Genomic DNA, 16,327 nt, shown 5'->3' with positions numbered 1-16,327 from the left:
AACGCAGGGCTGATGACATAAAAATGGATAATTCAGCCATCACATGTTAGAAAAACTCACATGAAATCCAGCCAATCCCTGCCTTCGCTCAATGCCTTGCGTGCTTTCGAGGCCGCTGCACGGCTGCGCAGTGTCAGCCAGGCCGCAGCCGAACTGCATGTCACCCATGGCGCGGTGAGCCGCCAGTTGCGTGCATTGGAGGAAGAACTGGGATTGGTCCTGTTTGAACGCGACGGCCGCGGCATCCGCCCCAGCGCCGCCGGTCACCGCCTGCTTGAGGCGACCTCCGGCGCGTTCTCGCAGTTGCGTGACTGCATTTCCTCGCTGCGACGGCCGCAGCGCAATGGCGCCTTCGTGCTGGGCTGCCCTGGCAGCCTGTTGGCACGCTGGATGATCCCGCGCCTGCAGGACCTGCAGCGTGACCTGCCCGGCCTGACCCTGCACTTGGCAGCACAGGATGGCGATTTCGCCCCGCGCCTGGACGGCCTGGATGCCGCACTGATGCTGGGCCAGGCGCCTTGGCCCAACGGCTGGAAAGTGCATGCGCTGGCGCCTGAACGGATCGGCCCGGTATTCAGCCCTTCAATGCACGGCGCGCATGTATTAGCCCGGCAGCCTGTCGAAGCGGTGCGCGACCACTCGCTGCTGCATACGCGCTCGCGCCCCCAGGCCTGGCCGGCCTGGGCTGCACGCAATGGCATTGATGCAGATGCGCTCACTTATGGGACCGGCCTGGAGCACCTGTATTACATGCTGGAAGCGGCAGTCGCCGGATTGGGTATCGCGATTGCGCCGGAGCCCCTGGTGGCTGACGACCTGGTCAACGGGCGCCTGATCGCGCCCTGGGGATTTGTTGAGACGGATGGCTGCTGGGCCTTGTGCACTGCCGGCGACCAGCAGGACCCGCGTGTGGCTGCATTGGCGGAATGGCTGCGCAAACAGCTTTTGTAGGAGCGGCGTAAGCCGCGAAACTGGCAATGCTTGAAAGGTCTGAGAGCTTACCCCTCCCCAGCCCTCCCCTTTGCTGCGCAAAAGGGAGGGAGCAACCGCGCTGGCACCTGATGCACCTGTGGCTTCGCGGCTCACGCCGCTCCCACAACTGCCCACTGTGCTGCTCCTAACTTCAACTTCCTTGCGTCGGCTGCGCCAGCCGCTGCTGCACATCTTCGCGCAGGCGCGCCAACTCGACTTCCGCCTGCTGCCGCTGCTGCATGCCTTCGCGGTGGATGCTGCGCACTTCCTCCACGGTCGCAATCAACTGCTCGTGGACATGACGCAAGGTTGCCACGTCAATCACCGCACGCTGGTTGGCCTTGGCCGTTTCCACCGAGGTCTGGCGCATCAGGTCGGCGTTGCGACGCATCAGCTCATTGGTGGCATCGTCGATGGCATTGGACAGATCCACCGCGTTTTTCTGCTCTCCCAGCGATAGCTGGATCGCGAACTGGCGCTTCCACGACGGGATGGTGATGTCGCGTACGGCGTTGAATTTCTCGATCAGCTGGATCGCATTGGCCTGGATCAGGCGGATCATCGGCAACGACTGGTCAGCCGCATGCTGCATGACGGTCAGGTCGCCCACGCGCTTGTCGAGCAGGCGGATCGCGTTGTCGATCTCACCACGACGAATGCGCGACTGCGGATCCTCCAACCCAACAAGCGCATGCAACTCGTTGTTGAGTTCGGCCAGGCGCTGTTTGCCGGCAGCGATGTGCAGGCCAAGGCTCTGCCGCTCGTCGCGAACGATGACATGCATGCGATCAAATTCACCGACGCGCTGCCCCATCTGCGCCTGCTGCGCACCGACATCACGCAGCAACTGCTCGATCTGCTGGTTGGTGTCGCTGAACTTCTGCACCAGCTCGCCCTTGGAAGCGCGCATGCGGTCGATCAGGCCACCGATCACCGGCACCTTGGAACGCTCGTTCAAACCGTCCAGCTTCAGCGAGCGGGCAATGCGCACCACTTCACCGAGCTTCTCGCCGGAGGCATCCAGGTCGCGATTGCGCACATGGTCCAGCAGCTGGCTGGAGAAGGCCGCACTTTTGCCCGCCGCCTCGCGGCCAAACACATGCAGGTTGCCCGGGCTGATATCGTCCAGCGTGCGCACGATCTGCGCGATCTGCGGGCGGTCGGCTTCACTCAGCCCCAAGGCGACCAGCGTGGTGCCATCAACATCGGCAGAAGGGCCGGCCGGCAGTGGCAGCGTGTCCTGGGTCATCAGCAGTTCTCCTTGAGCAAGTGGCGCGACGCGGCGCGCGAGCAATCATGTGCAGGATGGTTCTCAGCGCAGTCTAGCCTGCATCGCTGCCACCTCGTCGAGAATCCGGGCCTGCGCCTCGGCCGCCTGCGCCAGCTGGGCCTGCTTGTCGGCGGCACGCGCAGCCAGGTCTTGCTGCCGCCAAAGCGGCAACAAGACGTCGCGGATGCGCTGGTAGCGCTCGATAAGCTCCACGCCCTGCGCATGCAGCAAACGCAGCTGGCCGGCCTCGGTGTAGCGGAGCTGGGCGAGCCCGCGCAGGTGCTGCAGACGGCGCTGCAGCGCGGCCTGTGCCAGAGTGTCAACCGGCGCCGGAATCGCCTCACCGGCAGCCGCCCAATCCTCGATAGCCGCCACGGCCATCTGCATCCGGGCCATCTGCTGCAGATTTTGCTCCAGCTCCTGCAGCAACGCCTGTACGCAGGCATCGGCACGCAGCAGGCAGACGTCGAGTTGGGTCGCCAGTTGTTCGGCTCGTGCCTGTGCCTCGACATCGCGACCCAGCAAGCGGCCGAGCAAACCCACCGAACGACGGATATGGCGAGCATCCGCTGCCGACATCGCTTCGCGGATGTTGTTCATCTCCGCGACCAGCCGCGCAGCGGCCGTGCCAGTCGCTGCGTTGGCAAGCAACTGTTCCACCGCGGCCAGCAGTTCCGCGCCGTAGCTGGCCACGGCCAGCGCATCATCGGCTTGCAGCGGCGGCTGCGGTGGCGGCGGCAACAATGGCGGCGTCACATCAGGCATCGTCCGGCGCTTCATTGCCACGACTACCCTGCTGCCCCGGAACGACCACGTTGCCACCGTAGAAATGACGCATCAACGCTTCGTCCAGCGCCTTTTCTTCCGGTGTGCGCGCACGGCGCACGCGCGGTGCCGGCTTGCTGCCCGCGCCGCCGTCCTTGGACAACCACTCCTGCAGCTGCGATGCCAGACCCGCCAAGGCATCGCCAACCTCGCCTTGTCGCTGCTGCGCGGCGGCCAGTACCTGCAACAGCGGGGTCAGATCCTGCGCTGGCGCAACCGGCGCCGCTGTTGCGGGCTGCGGCGCGACCACCGCTGCGGGGCGCTCTGCAACCGACTGCAACAAGGCCACGATCTGCTCCCACGGGGCCTCGACCTGCGGCGCGACCGGTGCAACCGGTGTGGGCTCTTCGGCACGCAAACCCTGCAGGCCGCTGGCGATATCGGCAAGCTGGGCCACCATGCGCGCGCCGGTATCGGCATCGTCGCCGCCCATCGCCTTGTCACGCATGAAGTCGCGCTTGATCTGCTCCCAGCGCGCCAGCTGCGTCGCATCCAATACCTCGCGCAGCTCACCCAGCTTGAGCAGGTTTTCCTCGGAACCGCTGGTCAGCAGCTGCGACTCGCCAAGATAGTGATCGGTGACCAGCTGCTGCAGCTCGGCGGCATTCATCACCGGCGAAATCTTCTCCGACAGCTTGTTCATGTTGCGGTAGCTGCCCTGCAGCCGGAACGGCGGCTCGACACGGTATTTGTCGGCCTGCGCGGCACTGGCGATGTATTGCTGGTTGACCCGGTAGACCACCTCGCGCACCTGCATCAGCCGCTGCAAGGTGGCGACGATCTCATTGATCTCCGCGCCGCTATAGGCATGGCTGAGCGTATTGGTGGACACCTCCTTGCCGCCGGCCTTGTCGACCAGCAGGTAGAGGTCGGCCAGGTCGCGGGTCGCCATCGGCGCCAGCACCTGGCTGGAGGTCAGGCTGTTCTCGATATAGCTGAGCTTGAAGGCGTCTTCCATGCCACCGAGCACGTCACCGAGGTTGTAGATGTCGGCACGGTTGGCCAGCATGTCCGGCACCTTGAAGACCTCGCCGGACTCGGTGTACGGGTTGCCGGCCATCACCACGCAGAACTTCTTGCCGCGCAGATCGTAGGTCTTGGTGCGACCCTTCCAGACACCTTCGATGCGCCGGGTGCCATCGCACAGCGAAATGAATTTTTGCAGAAATTCCGGATGGGTGTGCTGGATGTCGTCGACATACAGCATGGTGTTGTTGCCCATTTCCAGCGCGAGATTGAGCTTGTGCAGCTCCTGCCGCGAGGTCGCATCCGGCGCCTGCTCCGGGTCCAGCGAGCGCACCTCATGCCCCAACGCCGGGCCGTTGATCTTCATGAAGACCAGGCCAAGCCGGTTGGCCACGTATTCCATCAGCGTGGTTTTGCCGTAACCGGGCGGGCTGATCATCATCAGCAGACCCATCAGGTCACTGCGCTTGTTCTCGCCCACCGTGCCCATCTGCTTGGCGAGGTTGTCGCCGATGATGGGCAGGTAGACGTCATTGATCAGCTTGTTGCGGACGAAGGAGCTCAGCGGCCGGGCCTGGAACTCGCTCAATCGCAGGGAATCGCGCTCGCGCGCACTGATGCGGTGACGCAGCGCCTGGTAACGCTCGAAGCCGGGCTGGAACTGGCGGCGATGTGACTGCCAGCGTTGCAGGAAATCATCCACCGCCAACTGCAGATGGCCCTGCGCAATGCGCGCATGTTCACCGAGCAGGCCGCCGATATCGGCAATCAAGGTCACCTCGCGCACCTGACTTCGCAGGGAACGCTCACCCAGCAGCATCGCCGCCGCTTCCGGCACGTAACCTGCCATGGCGGCAAACTTCGGCTGTCCGCACATGGCCTGCAACCATTGCACTGCCTGCGCCCATTGCAGGGCAAGACGCGTATTCAAGCGCTGCAGGCTGCGATCGAATGCATCAGCCTGGCCAGCGGCCTGCAGCTGCTCACGCAGGCTGGTAAGCAGCTGACGTGCGTAACCACTGAAGGCAAAGTTCGGCTCGCCGTTCGCCAGTTCGGCCAACAGATACTCGGCGGCCAACACCGGAACACCGCTATCGAACGGCAAGCCGTGTTCTTCCTGGAAGGCCGCCAATGCCAGCGCGATCTCCGCGCGCAAGGCTTCGAGCCCGTCTCGCACATTGAACAGCTTGGCGATGGCGAACGCGCCGGCTGCACGTTCCAACCACTGACTGACCTCTTCACGCTTGCCCTCGCGCGCCCAGAACAGCAAGGCAAGTGCACGCGGACCGGCCGCATGCACCAGCGAACCTGCAGCCTGGTACAGCGGCAGCACCGCTTGCAATATCAGCGTGGCGTCGTGATCGTGGATGCCCTTCTCATAGCCTTCGCGGTAACGCGGCGCGGCAAAATCGCGCACCCGCTTGGCCAGCGCGTCGGCCTGCGCGGCTTCGCGCAACAACAAGTCGACACTCAAGCCGTCGCGCCCATTGATGGCTGCATCCAGCAGCAATCCGGCCAGGTACTCACCGCGATAGAGTGTTGACGATTCCGAATCCAGCGTCACCGGCCAGTAATCGCGCAGTTCTTCCAACTCCGGGTCAACAATGGCTTCGTAGTAATCAGTGCCGGTCAGATGCACGGCCAGTCCATCGCCGCGCGGCAGGATGGTCAGGTCCAGCGGCTGGGTATTGACGCTGAAACGGTGCCGGCCCAAGCGGATGATGTTGCCGCCGCCCTCAAACAGGTCGCTGCGATCACGCAGTGCACGCACCGCCTGGTCGCGCACGCCCTTCAGGCGTGCCTCCACATCGTCGGCCTTTACGCTGTCCTTGTAGTCGCGCAGACGCTCGGCCAGCTCGCGCAGCTTCAGGATCAGCGGGTCACCGGCGAAGAAAGCATTCAGCTCATCAACGGTGGTGAAGCGCTCGGTGCGCTTGGCCAGGCCATCGAGGATGCGATTGGCCGCGTCCAGTACCGACTGCGCCTTGCGCTGGCGCGCATCCAACAAGGTCTGCTTGTGCGACTCGAAGGTATCGAGCAGCTCCTCGCGTTTGTTGAGGATGTCGCCCAGGAACTGTTCGTGCTCGCCGAACTGGCTCTCCAGCTCCTCCAATTGCACCATCAAACGCGACAACTGTTCGTCGGCACGCTCCGGATCCGTCGCCAGCCCCAATGCGCTGGTGATGGCCTGGCTGAACAAGGAGAACTGTGCGCCGAACTGGGCCACGGCTTCGGCAGAACCCAGCGAGCGACGGCGCTGGTCGGCACGCGCCCGAGCCTGGTTGAGCTTGGCGTAGATGGCGGAAATCGCCTCGACCACACGCGTGCGCTGCGCGGCATCATCCACCTTCAGGCTGGCCATCAGCTCGGACAACATGTCCAGATCGCCCGACATCACCTGCATCTGCGCGATCTGCTCGGACAGCTGCTTGGCGGTCTGCGCCACCTGCGCGGCGGCGTCCAGCTCCTGCAGGCGGTCGGCGAACGGCTGCAGCGCCTTGTCGCTGCCAAGGAACTCACCCGCGGCCACGCCGACCCGATCATGTGCCTCCTGCAACGACACGTTCATCGCATCGATGGCAGCAACGTCGACGTAGCGGAAGTCACGCACGGTCAGCAGGCGGCCACGCAGCTTGCCGATATCGCCCAGCGATTCCACGAACTCGCCGATCTTCGCCCAGTTCTGCGGCTGCAAGCGCCCAAGCAGTGTCTTGTGCGCAGCGGTGACCTCGGCCATTGCCTGCGCCGATTGTTTGCGGATGCTCTCGACCTTCTCGTACTCGTCGAGCATCGATTCGCCGGTCGCGCTGATCTCGCGCAGCAGTGTTGCCGCACCGTCGCAGTTGGCATCATCCAGCCAATGGTGGGTATCGAACAGGCGACGCGCGTTATGGGTCAGCAGCTCGTAGCGCGGCAGCGACACTTCGCGGCTGTCGATCTCTCGACCGAGATCCAGCAGATTGGAGATGCCGCGCACCAGTTCGGCATTGCCTATGCGGGCCATGAAACTGGTGCCTGTAGGAGTGTGCGCAGCAAACTCATCACTGCTGAACGGGGTCTGCCACACCTGCATCGGGTGGACGCGGGTGGGTTCTTCGTTCTCGGCGTTGAACAGCACCATGCGACCATCGCGCATGAAGGCATAGCCCATGCCGAACACCGGGTTCTGCAGCACGCGCTGGATGCTGTTGTAGACGAACAGCGCCGACTTGCCGGCTTCACGCTCGTAGAAAATGTACAGCATGTCCTCGCCATTGGGCGAGCGGATCGAGCGCTTGTAGCGCATGCCCTGCATCGAGGCGTCGAAGGCTTTGTGTTCGCCGCTTTGCAGGTAATAGCCGCCGGGGAAGATGACGCCATGGTCATCGGGCAGCTGAACGCAGGCCTGGACGATGGCGTCGTTGCGCACCACCTTGCCGGTCAGCGTGTTGTAGATCAGCCCGCGCCAGGTGTCTTCGCGGTAAGGCTGGATCTTCAGCAGGATCAGCGATCCGACCTTGGCGAAATCAATGGTGGCATCGTCCACCGACTGGGTGCTGTCCTCGACCGGCTCGCTGTAGACGCCTTGCCCGGTCTCGGTGTTGTTCTCGACCTTGATGGTCAGGTCACCGCCGGTGGTCTCGACGAAGATCGTGTCGAGGATGTTCAAATGCGGGAAGCGGCCACTGATCAACATGTCGCGACCGGCACGCACCCACTCGAAGTCGAATGGCGGCGGCAGCGCGATATCACGCTCGCCACGTGCATCGATGTAGGTCAGCTCACCACTGGGCGCCATCGCCCAGCGGAATACACGCACGTCGGTGCTGCGCTCGCCGATCTGGAACGCGGCCAGCAACTTGCCGTCGCGAACGATCAGCTGCAGCAGCCGTGCATTCTTGTAATACGCGTAGAGCTCGCCGAAGTCATGAACGAAGCCGGCCTGCGACAGGAAGCTGCTTTTGAGGTCCACTGGGGTAACGTCGTAGCCCTCGGCACCTTCGACCAAGCGATAGAGCCCGAACACGTCTTCGATGCGGGTCTGGGTCTTCAAGCCGATGAAGACGTTGTAGCCGAACAGCAGCAGGTCATTGCCGACCTGGACCACGTCGCGACCCACGCAGTTATTCTCACTGCGGATGCGGAAGCGCCCGATCACTTCCATCCGGCTGTCGCCGAACTCCTGCAAGCGACGCTGGTTCAGCGCTTCCACCACCTGCCGCAGGCGTGCACCCTGATCGCTCAGACGTTTGCGCAGCACTTCATAGGCACCGCCCTGCGCCACCGCCTGGTCGGCGATGGAGCCGCCTTCCGGCGTGGTGGCGGCGTCCAGATTTGTATCGGCCATCGGTTGTTCCCTGCTCTGACATCGGCAGATTCCGCCCTCGGGACGGAATCCCTGACGCCCTCATCCTCGTGTGCCGCCGGCTCCTGCCATGCAGCGCATCAACGCCCCGCGCGATGCAGCCGCGCGGGGCATGCCTTCACTCAGCCTGCGTCCGAATCCGCTGCAGACGTGTCGGCGATACGGCGTGCCGGCAAGCCACGCGCGGACATGTCCACGCCGAGGTAGCGCTGCATCAGGTCCTGCACGATCGGGCTCTTGTCGGTCAGGCCTTCGATCGACTTGCCCAGCGACACCGCATTGACCAGGTTCTCGAACATGCCGCCGTCGCCGCCGACCATGTCGATCCTGGCGTTGCGCAGTGCGCTGGCGATGACCTCGGCGTTCTCCTTGGTCACTTCCTTGCCTGCATCGATCGCAGCCAATGCCTGGCGCAGGCCGGTTTCCAGGGTCATGCGGAACTCTTCGTGGCCGCGTGCGGTGTCGCCCAGCGAATCGATGGCCTGGAACTTGCGCGTCAAACCGTCCGCTTCGGCGAACAGCTTCTTCTCGATGACCGCAGCTTCGGCAACGCCCAGCGTCTCGGTTGCGGTTGCCTTGGCACGGCCCATCTGCTCCTCGCCCTGTGCACGCGCGGCCAGCTGTTCGGCCAGCACCTTGGCTTCGGCCGTACCCTGCTTCAGGTTGGCATCGGCCATCGCGTCTACGACGCGGGCTTCGGCGATGCCGACCTTCTCGATGGCCAGCGCGCTGGCTTCCTTGACCTGGGCATCTGCCAGACCAGGCGCGGCACGCTCGGCGCGCACACCATCGGCCAGTGCCTTCTTGGCTTCGGCCTGCTTGCCGGCGGCATCGAACTCGGCCTGTGCCAGCGTGGTGATCTCCACCGCGCGGTGCTTGGCCGCGGCTTCGCTGGCCTCGGCTTCCTTGACCTGCTTGAGCATCGCTTCCTGCGCCTGCGCCTCGGCTTCGAGGATGGCGACCTGCTTCAGGCGGTCGGCCTCGGATACCTGGCGCACTTCCTTGATGCGCTCTTCTTCCTGCGCCACGGTCTTGTCGATGGAGATGCGTTCGCGGGTGATGTTGGCCACGTCCATCTTGCCCTGCTCGACCACCTTGTCACGCTCCACGCCCTGCAGCTGCACTTCGCGATCGGTGGTGACCTGCTCCAGCTGGCGGGCACGGGCGACGCGCTCGACTTCGATGGCGACGGCGCGCTGGCGGTTCTGCTCGGCCACTTCCACTTCGCGCAGGCGGTTCTGGTCGCGGATGTCGATCAGCTGCTGGGCTTCGATGCGTGCATTCTCGGACAGCTGGCGCTGTTCTTCCTGCACCTTCAGGGTCTCGGCTTCCTCGCGGGCGCGGATGGTTTCCACCTCGCGGCGCTGGCGTGCCTCGGCCTCTGCCTGCTGCCGCTCAAGCGCCAGCGTGGCTTCCTTGGCCTCGACATTCTTCTTGGTGATGGCCAGGCGCTCGTTCTGCGCCAGCTCGTTGGTGATCACGTTCTGCGCAGCGGTCAGCTCGGTGATCTTGCGGATGCCTTCAGCGTCGAGGATGTTGCTGGGGTCGAGCAGCGACTTCGGGGTCTGCTCCAGGTAGTCGATGGCCACGTCTTCAAGCGCGTAACCATTCAAGTCATTGCCGATCACCGCGATGATTTCGTCGCGGAATTCCTGGCGCTTCTCGAACAGCTGGGTGAAATCGAACTTCTTGCCCACGGTCTTCAAGGCCTCGGAGAACTTGGCATTGAACAGGTCGTCCACTGCGTTCTTGTCAGAGGCGCGATCGGCGCCAATCGCCTTGGCCACGCGCAGCACGTCAGCCTGGGTTTCGTTGACGCGCAGGTAGAACGCCACGGTGATGTCGGCACGCATGTTGTCGCGACAGATCAGGCCTTCCTTGCCACGGCGATCAACCTGCAGGGTGATCAGGCTGATCTTCATGTGCTCGGCGCGGTACAGCACCGGAATGATCAGGGCGCCGGTGAAGTGCACCTTCGGCTGCGAACTCATGTCGTTGACGATCAGCGCGGTGCCTTGGTCAACCTTCTTGTAGAAGGCTTTGAACAAGCCAGCCAAACCAAGGAAAAACACCAGCAGGGCAGCAACCCCGATAATGAAAGGGGCCAGCGCAGCAGTACTCATCAGCGGATCTCCTTGTCGCCTGATACATCAGAAGGGAAAACGTCCAAGCCTGGCAGGTCGGTATCGGCGACCACCAGGTAGTGATTCTTGTCGGGCAGGTATTCCACCAGCCTTACGCGTTGGCCACGCGGCAAACGGCTGCCATCGCGCACGCGCACATGCAGGATCAGGCCGGCGCCGCCGTCATCCATGCTGGCATAACCCTGCGTGGCAGTGACTTCCGGCGAGGTGACCTGGGCAAGCCGGCCGAGGATGGACTCCTGGGCAACCGGCCGCAGCTTGAGCAACAGTCGGCGGATCGGCCGCAGCACCCAGGCTGACACAACCGCACCGGGAACCAGCGCGGCAATGGCCACCACCGTGCCCACACCCCAGCGCAAGGGCGCCGGCAGTGACTGCAGGAAAAAGAGTTGAACCAGATAGGTGATGGTCCAGCCAAAAAAGGCCAGCAGCAACACCACCAGCATGGTTGGTGCACCACCGAGGCCGAGCCGCGCGAACATCGCGGCGATGCCGGTCGCGCCGTGTTCACCGCCATGGGAATGAAAGTCGGCGCCGTCGCCGCTACCAATGCCACCGTCATCGACGATACCGGTCGCGGCCAGCAGCCAGTAGATGACAGCAAACGTAAACACGACGCTGTATGGCAACGTCGGGTAGGACAGCGCTACTTCCAGAAACTCCGCCATGCACACTTTCCTTGTGGCGCCCAGCTGCTCAGCGGGAGCTGCCCCAGCCTGCAAGCTGTGACAGCAACATCCGTTTCCCGCAGGCATCCGTGCTTGTCGCCGTGGACACCATCATAAGGGAATCAGCCTGCACATGCCCTGCGACCGGATCCCAAAGTGCGACAGCCCGGACAGCACCAGTGCAATACATCGCTACGCTCAGAGCGCGTATTCAGTCCTGCTCGACATGCAGGTCGGCGCGACGCACTTCTTCGACGAACTGGCGCATTTTGTAGCCGTCCTTGATCCCCGGCGACAGCTCGATGCCACTGGACACATCCACGCCCCAGGGCTGGGTTGCCAGAATGGCGTCATGCACGTTTTCCGGGCGGATGCCCCCGGCCAGCAGGTAGGGCCGGTGCACGCCGGGAGGAATCTGTGACCAGTCGAAGGCCACGCCGGTACCGCCACTGCCACCGGCGACATGGCTGTCGAACAGGAAACCTGCGGCATGCGGATACATCTGCTGCAGGCCGCGCGCGGTGACGTCGCTGCGTCCACCCATCGCAATCGCCTTCAGGTACGGCATGTTGAAGCTGCGGCAGAACGCATCGTCTTCATCGCCATGGAACTGCAACAGGGTTGGCCGCACCGCGCGCAGCACCTCGCGCACTTCCTCGCGGTTGTTCTGCTGGAACAAGGCCACCACTTCGACCATCGGTGCGATCGCCTGGCGCATGGCGCGCGCCTCGGACGGCGCAACGCGACGGGCACTGCCTTTGGCGAAGATGAAACCGATGGCATCCACGCCCAACTCCGTGGCCAGGCGGATGTCGCCGGCACGGGTCATGCCGCAGAACTTGATGCGGGTACGAAACAGCGTACGGCTCACAGTGTCACCTCGTCCGGCAGTTTCCAGAGCTCAGGATACAGCGGTCCGACGAATACCAGGCCCTGCGGCGGCGCAGTTGGACCTGCCAGATTGCGATCGCGCCCCGCCAGCAATTCCCCGATCCAGCTTTCAGGCTTCTCCCCTGCCCCAACCATCAGCAGCGAGCCGACAATATTGCGCACCATATGGTGCAGGAAGGCATTGGCCTGGACTTCGACTTCCACGACTTCCCCTTGGCGACGGACCGCTATCGATTGCATCTCGCGGCGTGCGTGCAGCGCCTGGCATTGCGCACTGCGGAAAGCACCAAAGTCGTTTTCACCCAGCAGCGACTGCGCTGCCCGGTGCATGGCATCGGCATCCAGCGGGCGCCGGTCCCAGCTCAGGATCTGCCGGTACAGCGCCGGCCGCACCTGGCGGTTGAGGATGCGATAGCGGTAACGGCGCGCCTTGGCCGAGAAGCGCGCATGGAACTCATCCACCACCGGCACGCACCAGCGCACGCAGATCGACGGCGGCAGTCGCGTGGTGGTGCCCAGCACCCAGCCACGCGGCGCGCGCTCGACGTCACTGTCAAAGTGCACGACCTGGCATTCACCGTGCACGCCGGCATCAGTGCGGCCTGCGCACACAACACTGATCGGCGCATTGGCGACCGAGGACAATGCGTCCTGCAAGGTCGCCTGCACACTGGCACAGCCGGTCTCCCCGAGCTGCTGCCAGCCCTTGAATTCGCTGCCGTCGTATTCCACGCCCAGCGCGTAACGCATGTTTGAACCTCTTGTTTGTTGGAGCCGCGGAACCCGCGGACAACTCAGTCGCTGTCGCGTTCGGACCAGACCGCCAGCTCGTTGCCGCCCGGTTCGAGAAACTGGAAACGGCGGCCACCGGGGAAAGTGAAGACCGGCTTGACCACTTCGCCGCCCTGCGTGGTGATCTCGTCGAGCAGTGGCCCCAGCTGCGCGGCATACAGCACGATCAATGGCGCGCCGGCGCTGGCGGTCAGCGGTGTGCCACGAAAGAAACCACCTTGCAGTTCGCCGTCATCAAACGCGGTGTAATCCGGGCCGTAGTCCTCGAACGTCCAGCCAAACACCCGCTCGAAGAAGCCACGGCTCGCTGCCGGGTCGCGCGAAGCGAATTCCACATAATCAATCCGGCGCTCACGCTTCATTGCGGTTCTCCATCAAGCCATACGGCCAAGCAGCTCCAAGGCTTCGCCGCGCGCCTGCGGGTCGGCGCTGGCAGCGACTTCATTGAGCAGGGTGCGCGCGGTCTCGGCATCACCGAGATCCAGATAGGCGATTGCCAACTCCAGTCGTTCGCGGCCAGCCGGCGTCGGATTCAAGGGCGCAATCGCTGCGACATCACCGGCCAGCCAATCGGCCTCGTCGGCAGCAGCCGGCTCGGGCTGTGCTGGCTCGGGGACTGCATCAACCTGGCGCGAGACTTCGAACAGCAATACCGGCTTGTGCGTGACCTCCGCAACCGGCTTGATCGGCGCCGGCACTACCGGCTCCACGCGCGCGGGCGGGCTGGACTTCAGCCAGGCCGGCATCGGCTCCTCGTAGGCCTCAGGCCGTACGGGCGCCGCTGCCAACGGCTCGGCGTCAACCTCGTCCAGCGGATCGAATGCTTGCACCTGCCCTGCCTGCAGCGGCTGCGCTGCAGCGGCTGCACCCATCACCGGCAGCGCGGCAGCCAGGTCATCGGCATCAAAATCATTGCGCGGCGCAGCCGGCAGCGGCTTGCGGCGACGGCTCAGCACCCAGCCAAGCGCAGCCAACACCAGCAGCGCCAGGCCCAACCAGGCCCAACCGAACGATCCTCCCGCATCGCCCTTGGCCGCCTCGCCCAACTTCTTCTGGGCAGCAGCCAGGTCCGAATCCTTCATCGCAATCAGCGATTGCTGCTGCTTATGCAGCTTCTCGAGTTCGCCGACGCGATCGCGCAGCTCCTGCAGTTCCGCGTCACGTGCCGCCAGATCTTCCTTGGCTTGCTGCAGCTGTTCGTTGGCCAACATGTCACCCTCGCCACCGGCGTCGAGGCCGGTCGTCATTCTTGCAGTCTGTTGTGCACCGGCCACGGCCGGGGCGATTTCCAGGCGCGCGCCGCTGGGGCCGGCTGCAGCCGCCACCGGAGTTGCCGGCCGGGCCGGAGCGGCTACCGCAGGCTGCGGGATCGGCGCACGTGCCTGCCGCCATTGGGAGGTCTGGTCACGCACGATGGCACGTGCCTCGGCGGCATCCACCCGCGCCAGCTCTTCCTGCGCAGGCGTGCGCAGCACCGCGCCCTGCTTGAGCAGGTTGATGTTGCCGCGGATGAAGGCTTCCGGATTGGCGCGCATCAGCGCGACCATGGTCTGGTTCAAGGAAGCGCCGCTCTCGCGCGACAGCTCACGGGCGACCTGCGACAGGCTCTGGCCGCGCTGTACGGGCGCCAGCCGGCCGTCGTTGTTGATGACCGGCGCTGGCAGCGGATGCGCCGAGGGCGCAGCCGCCACCGGCTGGGCGGGTGCTGGCACGGCCACCGCTGGCACAGCTGGGATCGGGGCCGGCAGCTCAGGCAGCGGCTCGGGCTCACGCACGATCAGGTTGGATTGGGCAGCTGCAGGCGCTTCGATCACCGGCTCAGCCACTGCGGTTGCGGCCTCAGGGGCGGCAACCAACGCCGAGTATTCGCGAACCAGCCGACCCTGGCCCCAATCGACTTCGATCAGGAAACCCACCGACGCCACATCTACCGGCGCGGCGCTGGTGACGCGGATGACGGCGCGGCCATCACGGTCCTGCGCAAACTGGAATTGCAGTTCTCCTACCAGCCCGGTCGGCGCTGCCAGACCTACGCGTTCGAAGGTGGCTGCCGATGCCAGCCCGGCCCTGGCGTTGTCCAGTTCGCCCGGATCACTGGTGATAACCGGAATTTCAGCCAGCAAGGGCTGCCCCGGCTTGGACAGTACGCGTATGTTGCCGAGTCCCAGCGCCATCGCGGCGCTGCTGAACAGCGCCAGGCCGAGGACCAGCACAGCTTGTAATGAGCGCATCGCGCCCCTGCCCCATGGTTTCATGGCGGCCAATATAACGGCTGACCCGGCTTTCGAATACCGCTGTACCGCCCAGATGCGACGACGCCGGCAGCAAGCCGGCGTCGTTGGGGGCATCAGCCGCCGTTGGCGACCAGCTCGGCGACCTGCACTGCGTTCAGTGCGGCGCCCTTGCGGATGTTGTCCGCCACCACCCACATGTTCAAACCACGCGGGTGCGAGATGTCCTCGCGGATACGGCCGACATAGACCGGATCGGTGCCCGAGGCGTGGGTGACCGGGGTCGGATAGCCACCAGCCTTGCGCTCGTCGACAACCTTTACGCCTGGTGCGGTGGCCAGCAGTTCGCGGGCCTGCTCGGTGGTGATCTTCTTCTTGGTCTCGATGTTGACCGCCTCGGAGTGGCCGTAGAACACCGGCACGCGCACCGCAGTCGGATTCACAAGGATGCTGTCGTCGCCGAGGATCTTGCGGGTTTCCCAGACCAGCTTCATTTCTTCCTTGGTGAAGCCGTTGTCGAGGAACTCATCGATATGCGGGATCAGGTTGAAGGCGATCTGCATCGGGAACTTCTTCGGCTCGATCTCCTGGAAGCCGAGCAGCTGCGCGGTCTGCTTGCCCAGTTCTTCCATACCGGTCTGGCCAGCGCCGGACACGGACTGGTAGGTGGCGATGTTGATGCGCTCGATGCCGTACTCGCGATGGATCGGCGCCAGCACCGGCATCAGCTGCATGGTCGAGCAGTTCGGGTTGGCGATGATGCCGCGCGGGCGGTTCTTCGCTGCTTCCGGGTTGACCTCGGACACCACCAGCGGCACGTCGTCGTCGTAACGGAAGGTCGACGAGTTATCGATCACCACTGCGCCAGCTGCGGCGAACTTGGGCGCGAATTCCTTGGAAATGCCACCACCTGCCGAGAACAGGGCGATCTCGACGCCAGCCGGGTCGAACGTGGCCAGGTCCTGGATGGTGATCTTCTTGCCTTCGAAATCGACCTGCTGCCCGGCCGAGCGCTCGGAGGCAAGCAGCGTCAGCGTGCTGATCGGGAAATTGCGCTCGGCAAGGATGGACAGCATGGCCTGGCCGACAGCGCCGGTGGCGCCAACAACGGCTACGTGGAAACGACGGGCTTCATTGCTCATGGGGATACTCGAAAGTTTGGAGGGGGAGACACATATCGAGCCAGGTTCGGGGAACCTCCAGCGCGCGGCTGCCGAGGCTCC

General features: G+C 64.3%; 11 protein-coding genes. 1 reads left to right on the top strand and 10 read right to left on the bottom strand.

From position 1 onward, the window contains the following. Positions 1 to 60: 60 nt before the first annotated feature. On the top strand, positions 61 to 951 hold the full coding sequence (locus tag Q5Z11_RS08570) for a LysR family transcriptional regulator (protein WP_303749610.1): 891 nt from the start codon (positions 61 to 63) through the stop codon (positions 949 to 951). A 172-nt stretch (positions 952 to 1,123) separates the two neighbouring features. On the opposite strand, the gene Q5Z11_RS08565 is transcribed toward Q5Z11_RS08570, so the two are convergent. From Q5Z11_RS08565 to Q5Z11_RS08520, 10 genes are all read right to left on the bottom strand, one after another. Next, on the bottom strand, positions 1,124 to 2,221 hold the full coding sequence (locus tag Q5Z11_RS08565) for a toxic anion resistance protein (protein ID WP_303749609.1): 1,098 nt from the start codon (positions 2,219 to 2,221) through the stop codon (positions 1,124 to 1,126). 63 nt (positions 2,222 to 2,284) lie between these two features. Further along, complete coding sequence (locus Q5Z11_RS08560; protein WP_303749608.1) at positions 2,285 to 3,007, bottom strand: hypothetical protein; 723 nt, start codon at positions 3,005 to 3,007, stop codon at positions 2,285 to 2,287. Next, a complete protein-coding gene (locus tag Q5Z11_RS08555; protein ID WP_303749607.1) occupies positions 3,000 to 8,360 on the bottom strand; it encodes a DNA repair ATPase in 5,361 nt (1,786 codons plus the stop codon). Before Q5Z11_RS08555 ends, Q5Z11_RS08560 begins: the two co-directional genes overlap by 8 nt. A gap of 140 nt (positions 8,361 to 8,500) precedes the next feature. Then, positions 8,501 to 10,501: a flotillin family protein gene (locus Q5Z11_RS08550; protein ID WP_303749606.1), complete on the bottom strand. Its 2,001-nt coding sequence runs from the start codon at positions 10,499 to 10,501 to the stop codon at positions 8,501 to 8,503. Next, positions 10,501 to 11,190: a hypothetical protein gene (locus Q5Z11_RS08545; RefSeq protein ID WP_303749605.1), complete on the bottom strand. Its 690-nt coding sequence runs from the start codon at positions 11,188 to 11,190 to the stop codon at positions 10,501 to 10,503. The genes Q5Z11_RS08550 and Q5Z11_RS08545 overlap by 1 nt, the downstream gene beginning before the upstream one ends. Positions 11,191 to 11,401: 211 nt before the next feature. After that, a complete protein-coding gene (locus Q5Z11_RS08540; RefSeq protein ID WP_303749604.1) occupies positions 11,402 to 12,061 on the bottom strand; it encodes a phosphoribosylanthranilate isomerase in 660 nt (219 codons plus the stop codon). Further along, positions 12,058 to 12,831, bottom strand: coding sequence for a tRNA pseudouridine(38-40) synthase TruA (gene truA, locus Q5Z11_RS08535; protein WP_303749603.1), 774 nt, complete (start codon positions 12,829 to 12,831; stop codon positions 12,058 to 12,060). The genes Q5Z11_RS08540 and truA overlap by 4 nt, the downstream gene beginning before the upstream one ends. Before the next feature lie 44 nt (positions 12,832 to 12,875). Beyond that, a complete protein-coding gene (locus Q5Z11_RS08530; RefSeq protein WP_303749602.1) occupies positions 12,876 to 13,235 on the bottom strand; it encodes a VOC family protein in 360 nt (119 codons plus the stop codon). A gap of 12 nt (positions 13,236 to 13,247) precedes the next feature. Continuing rightward, on the bottom strand, positions 13,248 to 15,104 hold the full coding sequence (locus tag Q5Z11_RS08525; RefSeq protein ID WP_303749601.1) for a type IV pilus assembly protein FimV: 1,857 nt from the start codon (positions 15,102 to 15,104) through the stop codon (positions 13,248 to 13,250). A 116-nt stretch (positions 15,105 to 15,220) separates the two neighbouring features. Further along, complete coding sequence (locus Q5Z11_RS08520; protein ID WP_303749600.1) at positions 15,221 to 16,246, bottom strand: aspartate-semialdehyde dehydrogenase; 1,026 nt, start codon at positions 16,244 to 16,246, stop codon at positions 15,221 to 15,223. Between the last annotated feature and the right edge of the window lie 81 nt (positions 16,247 to 16,327).

It is taken from the genome of Stenotrophomonas sp. 610A2, from assembly GCF_030549615.1.
Lineage (GTDB): Bacteria > Pseudomonadota > Gammaproteobacteria > Xanthomonadales > Xanthomonadaceae > Stenotrophomonas > Stenotrophomonas pigmentata.
This window is presented reverse-complemented; position numbering and strand designations above follow the sequence as displayed.

What these genes read in the sequence shown, in the direction of transcription:
- Q5Z11_RS08520 (WP_303749600.1), bottom strand. Translation starts at nt 16,246, where the DNA reads ATGAGCAATGAAGCCCGTCGTTTCCACGTAGCCGTTGTTGGCGCCACC.
- truA (WP_303749603.1), bottom strand. Translation starts at nt 12,831, where the DNA reads ATGCGTTACGCGCTGGGCGTGGAATACGACGGCAGCGAATTCAAGGGC.
- Q5Z11_RS08565 (WP_303749609.1), bottom strand. Translation starts at nt 2,221, where the DNA reads ATGACCCAGGACACGCTGCCACTGCCGGCCGGCCCTTCTGCCGATGTT.
- Q5Z11_RS08530 (WP_303749602.1), bottom strand. Translation starts at nt 13,235, where the DNA reads ATGAAGCGTGAGCGCCGGATTGATTATGTGGAATTCGCTTCGCGCGAC.
- Q5Z11_RS08555 (WP_303749607.1), bottom strand. Translation starts at nt 8,360, where the DNA reads ATGGCCGATACAAATCTGGACGCCGCCACCACGCCGGAAGGCGGCTCC.
- Q5Z11_RS08560 (WP_303749608.1), bottom strand. Translation starts at nt 3,007, where the DNA reads ATGCCTGATGTGACGCCGCCATTGTTGCCGCCGCCACCGCAGCCGCCG.
- Q5Z11_RS08550 (WP_303749606.1), bottom strand. Translation starts at nt 10,501, where the DNA reads ATGAGTACTGCTGCGCTGGCCCCTTTCATTATCGGGGTTGCTGCCCTG.
- Q5Z11_RS08525 (WP_303749601.1), bottom strand. Translation starts at nt 15,104, where the DNA reads ATGCGCTCATTACAAGCTGTGCTGGTCCTCGGCCTGGCGCTGTTCAGC.
- Q5Z11_RS08545 (WP_303749605.1), bottom strand. Translation starts at nt 11,190, where the DNA reads ATGGCGGAGTTTCTGGAAGTAGCGCTGTCCTACCCGACGTTGCCATAC.
- Q5Z11_RS08570 (WP_303749610.1), top strand. Translation starts at nt 61, where the DNA reads ATGAAATCCAGCCAATCCCTGCCTTCGCTCAATGCCTTGCGTGCTTTC.